Annotated in this window: 20 protein-coding genes; 12 read left to right on the top strand and 8 right to left on the bottom strand. The window is 46.6% G+C overall.

The annotated features are described in order from the left end of the window. Positions 1-5: 5 nt before the first annotated feature. From L9P36_RS07485 to L9P36_RS07465, 5 genes are all read left to right on the top strand, one after another. The gene (locus tag L9P36_RS07485) at positions 6-1,082 is read left to right on the top strand and encodes a DUF4056 domain-containing protein (protein ID WP_237466086.1); all 1,077 of its coding nucleotides are present in this window, start codon (positions 6-8) and stop codon (positions 1,080-1,082) included. 195 nt (positions 1,083-1,277) lie between these two features. After that, entirely contained in the window at positions 1,278-1,820 is a 543-nt protein-coding gene (locus L9P36_RS07480; RefSeq protein WP_237466085.1) for a phosphatase PAP2 family protein, read from the top strand. Between the two features lie 37 nt (positions 1,821-1,857). Next, on the top strand, positions 1,858-2,199 hold the full coding sequence (locus L9P36_RS07475; RefSeq protein ID WP_237466084.1) for a hypothetical protein: 342 nt from the start codon (positions 1,858-1,860) through the stop codon (positions 2,197-2,199). A gap of 92 nt (positions 2,200-2,291) precedes the next feature. Then, positions 2,292-3,101, top strand: a complete 810-nt coding sequence (locus L9P36_RS07470; protein WP_237466083.1) for a hypothetical protein — start codon at positions 2,292-2,294, stop codon at positions 3,099-3,101. 171 nt (positions 3,102-3,272) lie between these two features. Beyond that, complete coding sequence (locus L9P36_RS07465; protein WP_237466082.1) at positions 3,273-3,512, top strand: DUF3297 family protein; 240 nt, start codon at positions 3,273-3,275, stop codon at positions 3,510-3,512. Between the two features lie 137 nt (positions 3,513-3,649). Here the strand turns inward: L9P36_RS07465 and L9P36_RS07460 are convergent, their stop codons facing one another. From L9P36_RS07460 to L9P36_RS07450, 3 genes are all read right to left on the bottom strand, one after another. Next, a complete protein-coding gene (locus tag L9P36_RS07460) occupies positions 3,650-5,221 on the bottom strand; it encodes a BCCT family transporter (RefSeq protein WP_237466081.1) in 1,572 nt (523 codons plus the stop codon). Positions 5,222-5,379: 158 nt separating this feature from the next. Continuing rightward, the gene (locus L9P36_RS07455; RefSeq protein WP_290368683.1) at positions 5,380-5,838 is read right to left on the bottom strand and encodes a nitrous oxide-stimulated promoter family protein; all 459 of its coding nucleotides are present in this window, start codon (positions 5,836-5,838) and stop codon (positions 5,380-5,382) included. A gap of 113 nt (positions 5,839-5,951) precedes the next feature. Further along, positions 5,952-6,560 carry an RHS repeat domain-containing protein gene (locus L9P36_RS07450; protein ID WP_237466080.1) on the bottom strand — a complete coding sequence of 203 codons (609 nt, stop codon included), beginning with the start codon at positions 6,558-6,560 and terminating at the stop codon, positions 5,952-5,954. A gap of 238 nt (positions 6,561-6,798) precedes the next feature. On the opposite strand from L9P36_RS07450, the gene L9P36_RS07445 reads away from it, so the two are divergent. Beyond that, entirely contained in the window at positions 6,799-7,128 is a 330-nt protein-coding gene (locus tag L9P36_RS07445; protein ID WP_290368682.1) for a DMT family transporter, read from the top strand. Between the two features lie 36 nt (positions 7,129-7,164). Here the strand turns inward: L9P36_RS07445 and mobA are convergent, their stop codons facing one another. Continuing rightward, positions 7,165-7,830 (bottom strand): molybdenum cofactor guanylyltransferase MobA, encoded by a 666-nt coding sequence (mobA, locus tag L9P36_RS07440; protein ID WP_237466079.1) that lies wholly within the window; start codon positions 7,828-7,830, stop codon positions 7,165-7,167. A gap of 88 nt (positions 7,831-7,918) precedes the next feature. On the opposite strand from mobA, the gene cobB reads away from it, so the two are divergent. Further along, positions 7,919-8,641, top strand: coding sequence for a Sir2 family NAD+-dependent deacetylase (gene cobB / locus L9P36_RS07435; protein ID WP_237466078.1), 723 nt, complete (start codon positions 7,919-7,921; stop codon positions 8,639-8,641). Between the two features lie 85 nt (positions 8,642-8,726). On the opposite strand, the gene L9P36_RS07430 is transcribed toward cobB, so the two are convergent. The 3 genes from L9P36_RS07430 to L9P36_RS07420 form a co-directional block, all read right to left on the bottom strand. Further along, positions 8,727-9,254 carry a hypothetical protein gene (locus L9P36_RS07430; protein ID WP_237466077.1) on the bottom strand — a complete coding sequence of 176 codons (528 nt, stop codon included), beginning with the start codon at positions 9,252-9,254 and terminating at the stop codon, positions 8,727-8,729. 250 nt (positions 9,255-9,504) lie between these two features. Beyond that, entirely contained in the window at positions 9,505-10,089 is a 585-nt protein-coding gene (locus L9P36_RS07425) for a hypothetical protein (RefSeq protein ID WP_237466076.1), read from the bottom strand. Between the two features lie 128 nt (positions 10,090-10,217). Then, a complete protein-coding gene (locus tag L9P36_RS07420; RefSeq protein WP_237466075.1) occupies positions 10,218-10,844 on the bottom strand; it encodes a hypothetical protein in 627 nt (208 codons plus the stop codon). A 358-nt stretch (positions 10,845-11,202) separates the two neighbouring features. Between L9P36_RS07420 and L9P36_RS07415 the strand changes: the two genes are divergently transcribed. Next, positions 11,203-13,035: a choice-of-anchor I family protein gene (locus tag L9P36_RS07415; RefSeq protein WP_435532770.1), complete on the top strand. Its 1,833-nt coding sequence runs from the start codon at positions 11,203-11,205 to the stop codon at positions 13,033-13,035. A gap of 94 nt (positions 13,036-13,129) precedes the next feature. Next, the gene (locus L9P36_RS07410; RefSeq protein ID WP_237466073.1) at positions 13,130-13,531 is read left to right on the top strand and encodes a GFA family protein; all 402 of its coding nucleotides are present in this window, start codon (positions 13,130-13,132) and stop codon (positions 13,529-13,531) included. A gap of 26 nt (positions 13,532-13,557) precedes the next feature. On the opposite strand, the gene L9P36_RS07405 is transcribed toward L9P36_RS07410, so the two are convergent. Next, entirely contained in the window at positions 13,558-14,013 is a 456-nt protein-coding gene (locus tag L9P36_RS07405; RefSeq protein ID WP_237466072.1) for a hypothetical protein, read from the bottom strand. Between the two features lie 177 nt (positions 14,014-14,190). On the opposite strand from L9P36_RS07405, the gene L9P36_RS07400 reads away from it, so the two are divergent. From L9P36_RS07400 to L9P36_RS07390, 3 genes are all read left to right on the top strand, one after another. After that, the gene (locus L9P36_RS07400; protein WP_237466071.1) at positions 14,191-14,667 is read left to right on the top strand and encodes a pyrimidine dimer DNA glycosylase/endonuclease V; all 477 of its coding nucleotides are present in this window, start codon (positions 14,191-14,193) and stop codon (positions 14,665-14,667) included. Between the two features lie 97 nt (positions 14,668-14,764). Further along, positions 14,765-15,754 carry a CobW family GTP-binding protein gene (locus L9P36_RS07395; protein WP_237466070.1) on the top strand — a complete coding sequence of 330 codons (990 nt, stop codon included), beginning with the start codon at positions 14,765-14,767 and terminating at the stop codon, positions 15,752-15,754. A 150-nt stretch (positions 15,755-15,904) separates the two neighbouring features. Further along, entirely contained in the window at positions 15,905-16,366 is a 462-nt protein-coding gene (locus tag L9P36_RS07390; RefSeq protein ID WP_237466069.1) for a hypothetical protein, read from the top strand. Positions 16,367-16,403: the final 37 nt, after the last annotated feature.

Here is a 16,403-nt window from a genome sequence, read left to right as displayed (position 1 = left end):
AATCGATGATGAAACAAAATACGAGCCTCTCTTTTATTTTTTTTGCTGCCTTAGCATTGGTTCATTTACCAGTACAAGCCGCTGCACCTGTCGGCGTTCGGCCATGTTGTGCCTTTGGTAAAGATCTCAAAGCGGAAGTGGCCGGAGTGCCGGTTCCATTTTTTTCTGTAGCCAACGTGCAAGAGATATCGAGCATCGGTCAGCATCAATACAATGATGGCTCTGCCAGTGTCTCTGGCAGTTTATTGGGTGTTAGTCGTGAGCATAATGGTCTGATTTATACCCAAAAAGGCGGTTTTATCGATACCGCACATGTCCGTGATACCGCAGATTTTACCTATTTTCTGTTTCAGCAAATTCGCACCAGTCTTGGTAAAGAAAAAGCCATTGCCCTGCCTGCAGAGCTTCGCAAACGGGTGGTGGTGCTCAAAACCAATGCGCGCCAATTGAGTGAGGCTGAGCGCGACCAAGCGGCGGCAGATATCGCAGGGGTTATGGCATTTCGCTTGGCTCAGTGGCATGAAATCGCCCAGTGGTTTGGCATGATTTCGGTGAGCGGTTTTCAAGAGTACGCCTCTGCCTTTTCACCGGAAGATCTGTACTCCAATATGCTGGGCGCCAATTTAGCCATGGCGATTTTAAAAGCTGATCCACATTTGACTGTGCAGGGTTTTGAGCAGGCTATGGACGCGGCGTTTGCTAAAAAGCTGCGCCAATATCGCGCGGCGCCAATTGCGGAAACTGAGCGCCAAATAGAGGCGTTGGATGGCACTTGGTGGGATAGTGACAAGCGTTTGCCCAATAAGTGGGTGGTTATCCATCGCGATTATCACCTTGCGCTGAAGCTATCACCCAACGGTGTATCTGATGGCTTGATTGAATCGCTGCCAACGGCGCTGCGCTCGGGTGACCCAATCAGTGATTGGGCAGAGCTTGCGTTACATGCCGAGGACAATGAAGCGCATTTTTCAGCGCTTCCTTCGGCGCTTCGTCAACGTGCGGTATGGCACGCCAGTGATTTTCAAACACTGGCAGATTTTGCTAAAGCGCAGGATCAAAAAGAGCACCAGAGCGAGCATTGATTGTTCCAATCGATCCTTGATATCAATTGCGAGAGCGCCTTGGCGCTCTCTTTTTTTATCGGCTGAAAAACGGCCATCTCGCGAGCCAACACGCATCTTTCGATGCGCTTAATTGTCTCATCCTGTGATACAATTCGCCTGTTTTTTTAGATTGATCCAGCTTGGATTCAGTGAGTCATTCAATTTAGGGATGCTATGCAAAAATTTATCTGCGCTTTTGCAACTGCCAGTACGCTGCTCTTGAGCGCGAATGCTCATGCATCGAATCAAGACAACTGGAAAACCATGAGCAATATTGGCTCCTATGGTTTAGTGGCGACCGCTTTTTTATTGCCGACCTATCATCACGATTGGCAAGGGCTTGAGCAAGCCGCTTGGTCTGTTGGGAGCACCTCTGCGGTAACGCTTGTGGGCAAAAACACCATTCATGCTGAGCGCCCAGATAAAAGTGATGACGATAGCTTTCCATCAGGCCATACGGCCAATGCCTTTGCTGCAGCGACCACACTCTATCGTCGTTATGGCTGGGAAGTGGGTGTCCCTGCCTATACCGTTGCGACACTTGTTGGCGTGGGGCGCGTTGAAGCTGAAAAACACTATTGGCGCGATGTATTAGCGGGTGCCGCGATTGGCACCATTGCGGGTTGGTATTTTACCGATGCATTTGATGACAATGTACAACTGGTGCCTTGGGCGCAATCCGATGGCGGTGGTGTGATGGTCACATGGCGCTGGTAGGGCGCTGAGCCTAACTCTGTTTCAAGGACGAAACGAGATGATTAACCTAAGATTGATGACGCTGACTCTGCTGCTGTATGCCGCGTTATTTGGCTTTTTGCGCTGGGCCAGCACCCATATGCAGGTGCCCTATGGCGCCTATTACTATCTGTTTATCCCTTTCATTTGTGGTCTGTGTCTTGGGCATCTTGACCGCTTACGTCTCACACGGCACGTGGTGATTTTTAGTGTGCTCAGTGCACCTGTGATGGTGTGTTATGCCCCAGAAGTCGCGCATTATCAAAACCAGCCCTATATTTTGCTTGGCCTGACATTGCTATGGCTGCCTGGTTTGGGGTTGTGTACCTTGCTTGGTGGTAAATTGGGCGAGCGCCTTTAGTTTCATATTTCTAAGTTATTGATATTCAGTTATAGTCTGACTCTATCTTTTTGAATCAAAAGACTTTATTTGTTTATCTAGGGATGATGAATATGAAACATGGATTGAATCGCGCTTGGCTATTGATGGCCGTGATGATGTTTACCGGCTGTCAGACAACATCTCAATCAGAGCACGCGCAACTTGACTCGAATCAAGAGCCGCCTATTCGACAGATTTCCTATTTTGATGCGCAGGGGGAACTGACGCAAGTCACCCATCAGGAATACAATGATGCGGGTGAGTTGGTGGTCAGTCGTCAGCATTATCCGAAAGAGCCGCAATCCGATAGTTACCTTGTGTATGAGCGCACAGCTAGCGGCAGTGAAAAGGTCATGAGCTATCTTGCCCATAACGATCAGTTGCTCAGCTATCAACAAACGCAGTATGACGCGCAGGGTAATCCGCTTGAAATTCAATCCTATGATGGCGATGAGCTCATGATGATCACCGCCTACGATTATGATGCCAATGGACAGCTCATGCGTATCCGTGAGTCTTATGTGAACGCTCCTCTGTCCGATTATGAGATGCGTTTTAGCCGCCCTGAGCCGAATATAGAGATTGTATCGACTTTCAATGCAGGCACTGACACTTTGTTAGGGCGCTCGGTGAATCTCTATGATGCCGCGCAGCGGTTACTCGAAACAAAAAGCTATGATGATGCGGGTCAGCTCACCATGGTGTCGCATTTTCAGTATGCGGCAAACGGCACCTTATCAAACATCATCAATGAAAACGCATTGATGCCGCACTATAGCTCTCAAATACACCATGAATTCCTTGCCGATGGCAGTAAGAAAACCAGTACTTATCAAGGTCCAGAGCAAACCCTTGTGCGTTATTTGATTACCGAATATTGATAATCCGCGAGCTTGAATTACCCCAGATAAAACCACGCTATCCGTGGTTTTATCTGATGGCCGCCTGGCATTGGCGATATGGTTCAAAGAAGCGATACGATGAGAGTTGAGTGCGTTAGATGCATTGTCTACAATGAGCGCCGATTTCAATACCACCCATGAGAATAAAACATGAGCGATAAACCAGCACTGCCTGATCACCTATCTGGCAATCCGCGCAGCCCATTTTTTGTAAAAGAGTGCTTTGAGCATGAAATTGGCATTCGTTTTAACGGCAAAGAGCGCACGGATGTTGAGGAATACTGCATCAGTGAAGGTTGGATTAAAATCCCTTCACCAAAAGCGCGTGATCGCCTTGGTCAGCCAATGCTTGTGAAGCTAAAAGGCACCGTTGAAGCATACTATATCTAAGCGAATCGAATCTGAGTGATGCAGGAATGCATGCTATTTGATTAAAAAAAAGCCACCGATAAGGGTGGCTTTTTGTTTCTTCAGAGTTGTTTCTGTTCTAGGCACTTTGACTGAGTATCTTGAGCTAGTGCCTTGGCCTAGTGTTTTAGCTGCTGTGCTTTTTTCATGTCCAGTGCCATCTTTGGCGCGGCCCATAAGCTGGGTAATAACACAAAAGATACGGGAACGGCTGTGACCACAATGAAGGATTGCAGCGCACTAATGCCACCTTGGCCCACGGAGATGAGTAGCATTGCCATGACGCCCATGATCACGCCCCAAAACACGCGGATCCCACTATTCGGGTGATCGTCACCCGTCATCACCATGGATACGGCATAGGTCATGGAATCACCAGTCGTTGCCACAAAAATCGTGGTGAGCAGTAAAAAGAGGATGGAGATCCAATAGCCCAGCGGCAGTTGTGCGGTCATCGCGAGTAGCGCTGCGGGTAGATTTAAGCCAGTGAAGGGCTCTGAAATAACACCCGGATCGCTGATTTCAAAGGCGATGCCAGTCCCACCAATCACAGTAAACCAGAAACAGGTCATGATGGGAGCCAGAATAGCAATTAAGCTAATCAGCTGACGAATGGTGCGTCCGCGTGAGATGCGCGCAACAAACATCGCCATCAGCGGACCATAGCCTAAGAACCAGCCCCAGAAAAAGACCGTCCACCATCCAAGCCATTGGCCATCATTGCGATAGGTTGCCATGGGAATAAATTGATCCAGATAAATCCCAAAGCTTGCGACAAATGAATCCACAATGAATTCAGTGGGGCCAAAAAAGAAGATAAAGGCAACCAAAAACATCGCCAAAATAACGTTAAATCGGCTGAGTAATTGAATGCCACGGGTAACCCCTGAGACCGATGAAATGACATAAATGAGTGTCAAACCACCAATCACAGTGCATTGCAGCGCAAGCGTATCACTTAAAGAGAAAAGCTCAGCAAGGCCATAGCTCACTTGTAGACCCAAAAAGCCAATGGGGCCTACAGTACCAGCAACCACCGCTAACACGCATGAGGCATCAACAACAGTGCCTAGCCAGCTTTTCATCACATAGTCGCCAAAGATGGGGTAGAGCAAGGTTCGCGGCTTGAGTGGTAGTCCTTTGTCGTAGTGTAGATGCATCAAGACGATACCGGTTAAGCTTCCTAAAATGGCCCAGGCTAAAAAGCCCCAGTGCATAAAGCTTTGCGCAAGTGCTTGATGGGCATGATCAAGCACCGAGGCGTTTTGTGCATCATAAAGTGGCGGCGTAGAGAGAAAGTGCGCCATGGGCTCTGCGGCTGCCCAAAAAACACCGCCGCCGGCCAGTAAGGTACACATGATGATCGCCATCCATTGAAAGGTGGGTAGTTCAGGTGCCTTACAGTTGCCAAGACGAACATCGCCGGTGTGTGACAAGCCAAGATAGAGGGCGATAAAAAAGGTGATGAGCAATAAAAGCTGCCAGAATGCGCCAAAATAGTGAATGGCAAATTGAAAGCTTTGATTGACCAGCGTGGTCACTAACTCAAGGTTGAGCAGTGTCATTAAGGAGAACAGGATCAGCAAGCCGCCTGAGAGGAAGAATACCGGACGATCAATTTTTTGTGGGGTATTTTTTGGCGGTGGCGCCTGTGCGGAAGGGGTTCGAACGGACTCGGTTTTAATCGACATAGGGGATCCTTCAATCATAAAAAAACCTGCTATTGAGCAGGTGATGATTTAATTCTCCCACAAAACACGCAAAAATGCCTAAAAAAGTTTGAGTTCAAACAATCTATCGCTGTTTTGTCTCCAAAATGCGATGCAAAAAATGAACATTGAAGGATCTATTAGGATTTCTTTTCCGCTTTTCTGCGCTGACGATTACTGCGCATTGAGGGTTGCTCAGGGACTGGCTGACGTCCATCAATCAGATGCAAAATAGCAAGAATTGGATGGCGCACTAACATCCGTGGCCCTGAATATCGCATGATTTCTCGTGATTGTTCACGCTCTTTCGCTTTATAGCAATGGATGGGGCATTTGACACAGGTGGGTTTGTCATCGCCATAGGGACAGCGATCCAGTTTTTGCGCTGCGTACGCCATTAAGGAGGCACAGGCATCACAGAGACTGCCTAAGGGGTGTTGGTGATGTTTATGGCAATAAAGTTGTGTCATGTAAACAAAAGTTCGGTGTTCACGGGCTAAACGGCGGCTGAGTCGTTCGGCCGGATTTACGCTTTGCTTCTCGCTTTGTTGACTGGTTTTGGCGTGTTTTTTTGGCGATTTTCGGTGTGAATGCGGCATGTCGGGCACATTGAGGCGAGCAATTGCCTCAAATCATAGAGCGCTGCGTGAGAAAAACAAGTGCACCGTATGCCGCATGGAGCACAGGTCAGGTTGGGATTGTGGTTGAGTTATTATTTTTGCCGAAATGCAGCCATATAGTTCAGCTCATCACGGGTCATATAAACTTCAGTGCCATCAAATTTCTCCACTAATAAAGGGGCATCTCTATCGCAATCTTTGCGATAACAATGGTGAATGATACCGACTAGCGAGTCATGGGTTTCAATAAGCTGTCCTTGCTTATCATAGCGATGGGTACGTGTTCGTCCTGGGCCTGCGCTATCAATGGTTTGAATGACTTGACCATAGTTATCATAAATCAGTTGGATTTTTGCACCGGATAAGACCTCGGTAGGGCGGGTAATCAGCATGTGATTAAAATCAATAGTACTAAAGGAATCTGAATATAGGGTGCGAATCACCAAGGCGGGACTGTTTTTGATGTATTCATCGACGGCATTTTGCGTTCTGATATAAACCCCATCATTGGTTTTAATGACAGGGCCATTTTTGTCGGTCAAAATCTGATCGCCATTGGATAAAAAAGAGAGGGATTTGCTATTTTCTTCTTTGGCCTTGGTTTGAATTTGAAAATAAGCCTCGTAAATGCGCACGGGCTCCTCGGCATGACTGATTGGGCAACATGCCGCCCATAGGAAAATGAAAAGACTACTGCGCATATCCATCCTTGGCTGCTCTCTATTCGATAAATCAAAATATTCTGCTGCGCAAAACCTTAAAATATCGCCGTGTTAGCTTGATTGATTTGTATCAATTGAGAATAGGAATCAACAATATTAAGACGTAATCTGCGAGCCTGATTTGCAAAAATGACTAGATGTCATCATTGCTCGCAATGAAGGTGCGAGCTTGGCGTACAATACAGGCCAAATTGTGTGAAATGATAAGGACAGTGACGTGCATTATGTCTATTTAGCGATTGCGATTATGGCTGAGGTAGTTGCAACCAGTGCGCTCAAAGCATCGGACTCATTTACCAAATTGCTACCAAGTTTTTTGGTGGTGTTGGGCTATGCCACATCCTTTTATTGCTTAAGCGTCTCGCTGAAAACCATTGATGTGGGTGTGGCTTATGCAATTTGGGCTGGGGTGGGCATCGTATTGATTACCTTAGTGGCTGCGGCTGTATATCGGCAGATACCAGATTTAGCCGCAGTGGTTGGCATGAGCCTTATTGTCGCAGGCGTCTTAGTGATCCAACTGTTCTCTAAAAGTACTGGGCATTAATGTGGTGCTATCGACAAAGTGCGACTAGCGCACTTTTTATGCTCGATGATCCGATTGCCATTGTGACAATTCATGCGTGCTATTGAGATTGATAAAGCTTTTTGGCGTATCTGAAAAATCCACATAGCAAGCACCGGTGAGGTGTTGAAATTTGGCAAGGCGTCGCTCGCCTTCCGTCAGTGCTTTTTGCAAGGTGGGAAGAATACTGCGATGGACCAAGCCCACACCATGCTGACTTTGTTCACCATCATGGCAAAGCACCCAAAGTGGCGGCGCTTGCACGGGCTTAGCTGCATTTAAACGTGCGATTAAATTTTGCGGCAGATTAGGGCAATCGCAGGGGCTAAAGCCCATCCACTCTTGATCATCCGGTAGTTGAGCAAGACCTGCAGCAATGCCCGCTAAAGGGCCATCGAATTGAATTTCTTGGCCAATATGTTGATCGCAAATACAAGGCGCCATAGCTTGATAGTCACTGATATTTCGATTGGCATTGATCACCACTGCAGCGCCCTGTGCACGCAAAATCGTCATGCTGTGCATAATTAAGGGGTGTGCGCCGAGCTTTACTAAGCCTTTATCTACACCGCCCATACGGGTCGCGCGACCGCCCGCTAAAATGAGCCAGGGTAGATTTTGGTTGTTCGCTTGCAAGGCTTGAGAAAATGGATTGTGTGCTTGATGCATTTCGGGGTTTGACATAGACCGCTCTTTTTATCGGAATTGGGCGCGAGCATGCGATGATTATGGCACACTAACGCTCTTTATTGGCTCAGGTATTCAAGCATTCATGTATTCACAAATCAATCGTATCGTGGTGTTAACGGGCGCGGGGATCTCCGCAGAATCAGGCATTCAAACATTTCGCGCCGCCGATGGCTTGTGGGAAAATCATCGCGTTGACGATGTCGCGACGCCTGAAGGTTTTGAGCGAAATCCAACTTTAGTCCAGCGTTTTTACAATGATCGCCGCGCTCATTTACAGCAGCCAGATATTCAGCCCAATGCCGCGCACCTTGCCCTTGCTCAATTGGAACAAGCGTTTGATGGTGAGGTATTGGTGATCACTCAAAATATCGATAATCTACATGAGCGTGCAGGCAGCAAAAATGTGATTCACATGCATGGCGAGCTGTTGAAAGTTCGCTGCTGCCATTCAGAGCGGGTTTATGATTGGCAAGGCCCGATTTTGCCTGAGACTGTCTGTGAGTGCTGTACGCCAGCACAAACGCTAAGGCCACATATTGTGTGGTTTGGCGAAATCCCCTTTGAAATGGACCGAATTGCTAGTGCTCTGAGAAGCGCCGATCTCTTTATCTCCATTGGCACCTCCGGTCATGTCTATCCCGCCGCAGGATTTGTGCGAGAAGCAAGCCTACATGGTGCGCGTACGGTGGAGCTGAATTTAGAGCCTAGCGCAGTGAATAGCGCTTTTGATGAGCATCAGCAGGGCAGTGCAACTGCGCTGGTACCTGAATTTGTGACCCAATTGCTCGCAAACCAGCAAAAATAGCTGTAACGATTCGTCTGTAATCAGTGCCATGAAGCACAATCCAGAAAGCCCAAGTATTTACTTGGGTTTTTTATTTTTACTTTATTTAGCCAATCAGTGGTGGCTCTTGTTTTTCTTGTTTGGGATTCTCTAGCTTTTCCGCGGTTTTGTTCGCTTCTTCGTTCGCTTCACTATCTTCGACGAAAGAGATCCAAAAGTGGTTGGTTTTCAGTTCGTCCATATTCACTTTATGTCCTTGCGGAAGCTCACTGTCTTCAATTTGAATGGCAGCTTCAATCATTTCAATGGCTTGTTTTTGCGCGCTTTCGCAAAGTGAGCTTGCCATCTTTCCACCAATGACGGCAATGAGCATTCCCACCGATGCGATTGGGCCAGGATAGGCTTGCCAATATTGGATAAAGCTCATGCCTTGTAGGCGGTTGTAATAGATGGTTTCAGGACCAAATAGCACAAAGCCAAAACCAATCAAGGCGATTGCCAGACCCATATAATGAATGGTTGTGGCAAGGCGGGTAGCAGGGGATTTGATGGTATCCAGTGGAATATAGACCTTGGCGGGTAAGTCGTGACAACGGACTTGCGTCAAAGCATCGGTGTCTTTGTGCTGGTTCATGCTTATCTCTTTGATTTATTTGAATAATCAAAGATTACAAAGCTGCAGAATAGAATGCAAGGGATTTTGATTTAACCAATTGAAAATAAAGTGTTTTCTTGGTGTGTTTGATTTTATATTTTCTGGTCGAGGAGAGACTGAATATTGGCGATCAGGTCAGTATAACGGGCGGTCATCTCTTGCTGGTCGAGCGCAAGAAACGCATGATTGACCGCTTTTTCTTGAGCGCTGGATAGCGCATAAGGGGTGGCTAATGCAGGCTGTAAAAAGCCATCAAGAAAGGCAGAGAAATTGGGGTGGCTAATGCAGGCTGTAAAAAGCCATCAAGAAAGGCAGAGAAATTGGGGTGGCTTTTGCTCGGGAGTTCGCTGTGAATTTCATAGAGATAGTGCATCGAAAGCAGCAAGCTCATGGATTCAATTTGCCACTGACGCTGAATTGTGGGGGATAGTCCATCAATTGCGATGGGTTGCATCAGTTGTGTGTCCAATGACTCTAATGCGTTTTGTAGCGCTTGATTGATCGTGGCCGCATGCTCGGCAAGATAAGCCTGCTCGGCCCCTGCATATTCAGAAATTTGTTGGTTGAGAATGTAGGCACCGAGCAAGATGCTATGCATCCATTCCAAACTTTGCATCTCAAGAGAGCTGCGCTGTTGATAGAGTTGCTGTTTATTTTGCCCCATGGCGTAATCAATATGCCAATTGGTAGATAGTGCTGAATGTGAAGGTGCTGCAACGTTGGTTTTTAAGGGGGTATCTGGCGCGTGTTGGCACCCTAGAAAGAGAAGGGAGAGAAGAAAGACAATCAAAGTGCGGCGATATGATTTCATCATTCATCCTGCTTAGAAAGATTGCAGCTATCATCAACGCTAATCTTCTCAACTTAAAATTGCGAGCAACTTAAGCAAAAAAAACGCGCTAAGGCGCGTTTTTTTAAAAAGTAACAGGAAATTGACGTCAATTACGGCGCTTCTGTTAGCTGAGTGAATTGCGCCATATAAGGCATGAACGACATGACAAATTGATTGAAAAAGCTGTCATCTAATTCATTGAGTGATTGTTGAACCGCTTCACTTTCAATTGCAGATAGCTTGCTTGCATTGCCTGTGCCCGCATCAATCATGCCTAGCATTACAATCGGCATCCCTTGCTCAACAGAAAGATCAATGGCCTCAAGGTAAGCGGGGGCTAGGTATGAGGTAAGTGAGACGGTCGCTACTTGCTCTGCGTTACTTTCAAGTAGTTCAAGCGTTGCAGTTTCAGACATCATACGTACAGTCTGATCTGCCGCATGCCAATTCGCCTTGATCAGCGCGACATCTTTTGGCTCAAATCCTGCTTTTTTCAGCTCAGCTAAAATTGAAGTAGATTTCGTGAGGCTGTCGAGAAACTCTTGGCGCTTGTTTGCATTGTCCTGTTGCAGGCTGGTATCTGAAACCATTTCGAAACCGAGTGCGTAAGCTTGCTGCTGTTGGAGTGTCCAGTTGGCAATGTCATTTTTGCTGGCATAAATTGGTGGGTTGGATGTGGTTGCACAGGCTGTTAATAAAGTTGCGACCAAGATTGCCATCAAACGGAAAATACGCACAAAATCTCCTTAAATTTCAAGTGATTATTTAAATAAAATCATTTAACTGTGCGCATCATATAGATAAAGCGATGAATTTAAAAGGGTTTTAGTGGTGGTTTAGTGATTTGTCTAATTTGTTAGCTGTTTTGTGCTCAAATGAATGAAAATACGCCTAAAATTGTTACGAGGTATCTCGCATTTTCAGGATTAACCCTCGTCATGGCGCGAGGCACCTCTAGATTTAATGAATGATGACTCATCTTCTGTCGAAATAGCGCTAGCTTTAGCTGCTTATTTTGCCACGCAAGGAAAAACCATGCGCAGGACATTGCTACCAATTTCTCTTTCTCGCGGCGACGTTTGCTGCGGTGTCTCTATGGTTCGCTCATCTCCTAGAGCAAAACTCTCGTTATTGAGTCTAGCTGGGCTGATGCTCATGGGCTGTGAGCCTCAGACGCATGAGCCAACGGTGACGGCTGAAGTTCCAGCACCACAAAAAATCACCATTCAATGCCAGCCTGAGCAGCCCATTCCGGTGGAGTCGGGTTATGTCATTGGTATTGAAAAAGTGGGGCGCAGTATTGCTCATACACCTTTTGATCAGTCTGCTGCTGAAGTCGTGGCTTATGATGCGTGTAGCGATCAATTATTAGTGGTGAATTCGCAAGCCAAAAGAGTGGATCGTTTCCGCTTTGATCGTAACGGTGCACCGCAGCCGCTTGGTGATCTTTCTTTGTCCGTGGCGGCAAAACATGCAGGGATTCCGCTAGGGGCTGCGACCAGTGTTGCCGCGCATCGCGGTTTACTGGCTGTGTCGATTGCTCATCAAGATCCGCAGCAGCGCGGCATCATTGCGCTTTATCGTTCTGATACCCAGGCGCTGGTAACGACCTATCGTGCCGGTGCATTGCCAGATATGGTGCAATTTTCAGCGGATGGTAGTTACCTTGCTAGCGCCAATGAAGGCCAGCCCAGTGATGATTACAGTCAAGATCCACAGGGCAGTGTTACGCTGGTTGATTTAACCAAGGGGCCGATGCAAGCATCGGTCAATGAAATTAGTTTTCGAGACTTTAATATCGATGCCAGTCGCTACCAAGAGTTGGATAGCAAAGTCCGTATTAGTGGGCCAAATGCCTCTGTTGCGCAAGATTTAGAGCCAGAATATCTTACCTTTGCAGAGGATGGTTTTCTCTATGTGGCGCTACAAGAGAATAACGCCATTGCAAAAATTGATATTGGCCAAAAACATGTGGTCAGTATTTTTCCTTTAGGTGAAAAATCATGGCATCAAGCAAGGCTGGACCCTTCCGATCAAGATGGGGTGATTGGTCAGCTCAAAACTTACCCAGGGCTCACCAGCTTATATATGCCGGATGCTTTGCTTAGCTATCAGGTTGCAGGTGAAACCTATTTGGTGACGGCCAATGAAGGGGAGATGCGTGAATATCAATTTCAAACCACACCTCAGGCCTGTGAAAATACAGGTTATCACTGGCTTGGTGAGTCGATTGATGAAGATGACAATCGATATCGCAATGAAGTTGGCCCCTGTTTAGCGCATACAGATGCGGTGCGTGGTAGCGATTTGAGTGTGCCAGATGGCCATCCACTGAAAGCGCAACTGCAAAACCCGAAAGCCTTGGGGCGTCTTAAATTGGTGATCCCAACGGAACCGGCCAGTGTTCGCTCTTCCATTGTGGCTTTTGGTGGCCGCTCATTTTCCATTTGGAAAACTGATGGCACCTTGGTGTATGACAGTGGCGATGAGTTAGCCCGTATCGCGCTGCATCATGATCGCGAGCATTTTAATAGTGATCACCGAGCACATCACAAAGGTGATGCTCGAAGTGATGAAAAAGGTATTGAGCCAGAAGCTTTAAGCTTGGCGTCAATTAATGGTCGTGTGTATCTGTTTATTGGTCTTGAGCGTCAAAGTGGTATTGTGATTTATGATGTCACTGATCCCAATCATGGCCGTTATGTCGCCTATCATTCAGCGCGAGACTTCAACCAACCTGTTTGTACGCAAGTGAGTGATGGTGGGGCCTGTGAAAATGGCGTCTATAACCCAGCGGCTGGTGATCTCGGGCCTGAATCTGTGCAGTATTTTAGTCGCAATGGTGTGCACTATTTAGCGGTAGGTAACGAGGTGAGTGGTACCGTCACCGTCTATCGCGTGCAACTTGCGATACCCAAAGCCAATTAAGCTTGAAATCGATTCAAAAACGCCGCTTTGATCGCGGCGTTTTTTATTGGTGGGCGTAAAATATTTTTGGGCACGTTGCGAGGGGATGAGATCGATGTGTTATCACGGAAGTTGTAATTGTGGTGCGGTGCACTATCAGGTCCATGGCGATTTATCTGATGTGGTTTATTGCCACTGTCAGTTGTGCCAGAAAATGTCAGGCTCGGCCTTTTTAGCATTTGGCAGTGCGCTACATCAGCAGTTACAGATATTTGGTCATGAGGCGATGCAAAGTTATCAAGCAACCATGCACGCCACGCGTTATTTTTGTCGCCATTGTGGGAGCAATCTATTTTGGCAGCCTCAGGGAGAGTATGGCGACACCTACCAATGTATAGCCTTAGGGACGCTGGATACGCCCTTTGAGCCACGAAAGTGGCAGCACTTTTATACGGATCAAAAAGCTTGCTGGTTTGAAATTCAAGACGAGCAGCGCTGCTACGCGACATGTCCATAAATTGATATATGGACATGTGAAAATTTCTAGCGATATTGCTGATAAAATTGTGTGTAGAGAGGAGCGGGTGACAGCTCCTTTTTTATTGCCTGAAGCGCAGCAAAAAGGGTGGTTTCATGATCAGCAATCAGTGCAAGCGTGCGATCTTCAGGATGGGTGTGCTGCCATTGACGATATTGCTGCTCATAAGGGGTAACCCAGCGAATGAGCGTGTCGAGCAATTGTGGCTCAGATAGATTTTTCCATTCGCAAGCTTGCGCTTGACCACGGGCAATGGCTTGGTTGATTGCGGTTGCATCTTCAGTTTTATCTAAAGGCAGCGCTGATTTGAGCTGAGCTGCGGTGAATTGCTCGATTGCGAGTAGAGGTTGCCAGATGGTGTTGAGTTGCGGATGGCTGCACATCATGGTTTCGAAAAATGCGATGCCATAAAGTTCGCCAAAATAGGCATTTAAGATAAAAGCTTGGCGTTGAAGTGGCATGGTTCATCCTTATTTTAGTGCACAAGCTGGGCATCATATCATAGGGTGATGGCGGTGACGGGTGAGGATAAGGAAAAGGCGTTATCCAACCGATTTAAAAGTAAAAATTCAAAGCGTGATGAAAAGGAGCATATTCACGGTCGCACTATACTTAGATGAAAGAGAAGTGGAGCCGCCATGAATATCTTTGTATTGGATGAAAATATTGAACGCTGCGCGCAGTATCATTGCGATCAGCATGTGGTAAAAATGATATTAGAGAGTGTGCAAATTCTCTGTACAGCACTGAATAAAAAAGGGATGGCAGCACCTTATCGCTCGACACATTTAAAGCATCCCAGCGTTCTTTGGGTAGAAGACTCCTACGATAATTTTTTATGGCTCGCGCAGCTTGCACAAGCGCTCAATGCTGAATATCGATACCGCTATGACAAAACTGAAGATCACAAATCTATTGCGGTGCTCAATGCGATCCTCGCGCCACAATTTAGCTACCCAGCTTGTGGTTTGACAGAATTTCCACAAGCGATGCCGGAACAATATAAAGTGAAGGGTGACCCTGTCACGGCTTATCGCAATTTTTACCGCTATGACAAAATACGTTTTGCTACATGGCGCAAACGCCAAAAACCGAACTGGTTGGTGTGTGATTAAAGTAATTTCGCCTCTATTTTGTGAGAAGACGCGCTATCATAAGCGCGTCTTTATTTGCGCTTCATTATTTGAGCGTCATTGATTTGAGAGTAACCCCATGGCTGTTATCACCAATATCATCACCGGCTTTCTTGGTGTAGGAAAAACCACCGCAATTCTTCATTTGCTGAAATATAAACCGGCCAATGAAAAGTGGGCGGTATTGGTTAATGAGTTTGGGGAAATTGGTATTGATGGCGCGATGCTGAGCGAGCAAGGTGCGATGATTAAGGAGATCCCTGGTGGATGCTTGTGCTGCACAGCAGGGGTTCCAATGTCCGTTGGCATCACCGCATTGCTGCGACAAAAACCGGATCGCTTGCTGATTGAGCCCACGGGGCTTGGCCATCCGCAGCAGGTCATCGCCACGCTAACCTCGGCGCAGTACCGCGATTATATTGATTTGCGTGCCACCATTGCTTTGGTTGACCCCCGGCATCTGCTTGATAGCCAATATACCAGTCACCAGCCCTATGTTGATCAGCTGCTTAGTGCCGATTGTTTGGTGGCCAGCAAAGGTGATTGCTATCGCCCTGATTTACTTGAAGCGCTCAGTGGCTGGCAAATGCAGTATCACCCACATGCCAATATCGCGCAGATTGCACAAGGTGCGCTGCCACTAAACCTTCTTGATACACCGCGCATTCAAATGAGTCGAATTCGTTCTCATCAGCCGGCGCATGATTTAAATGCTCACCATCATGAACATGCGGCGCAAGAGCCACAATTTGCACTTGCCCCTGATCAAGCGTTTGTACGTAAAGCGCATCAGGCGCAAGGCTATGTCAGCTGTGGCTGGATTTTTGGTGCTGAGGCTGTGTTTGATTTAGCAAAGCTACGCCAGTGGTTTCGTACACTGCCCGTTGAGCGAGCCAAAGGCGTGGTCAATACCTGCGAAGGTAGCATGGTATTTAATATGAGTGATGGCATGTTATCGGTAAGTGCCATGAGTCTTGAAGGGTTTGAATCACGTATTGAAGTGATTCATTCACAGCCTTGTGATTGGGACGCCATTGAATGCGCATTGATTAGCGCGAAGATGGATTGATTTATCAATTTATTTCAATGTGTTGTGATAGCTAACTGAAAAGGGCGGAATGCGATGATTCCGCCCTTTTTTTCTTCTGAAACGCATGAAATCATGTGCTTATTCATAGGGCATTCGCCATATCAAAAAAGATGAAGCAAGGAGAGCATCATGGGGATGTACACCATCTTACGCAAAGGAACTGAATATAGCACTGTGGATTTGTTGTCTGAAAAAGCTGGTGAAGTAATTAATTTACTCAAATATCAAGAGTTTATTGTGGTGGAAAATAGTATTGAAGCAGAAAGCAAAGAGACTGCATTGGTTGCATATCAAGCATTACTTCTAAAGCAGGATGCGGTTCGATTTGATAAAGTAAAAACAGGTTTTTTACCCGCAGCGTTGATCATTTGTGGCACGCTATTTTTTAGTTTTTCTATGTTACTTACCTTGATTTTATTTATTCAGCAATTGCTATCAATGGGCTCGAATCCTTGGTATAGCTGGGTATATTTCTTTACGTATGTACCACTGATTCTCTGTATGTCTAGTCTGTTTCTAGCGGTTGGTTATATGCTCAAGGAGCTTCGGTATTTACGCTTCGAACTAAAATCACAGCAATTCAAACCCTAATCAGTGAGATATACCATTTACAGAATCACAGAGCGCT

Origin of the sequence: Vibrio stylophorae (assembly GCF_921293875.1) — a bacterium.
Taxonomy (GTDB): Bacteria; Pseudomonadota; Gammaproteobacteria; order Enterobacterales; family Vibrionaceae; genus Vibrio_A; species Vibrio_A stylophorae.
The sequence above is the reverse complement of the archived record's forward strand: the minus strand, read 5'-3'. Positions and strand labels throughout refer to the sequence as shown.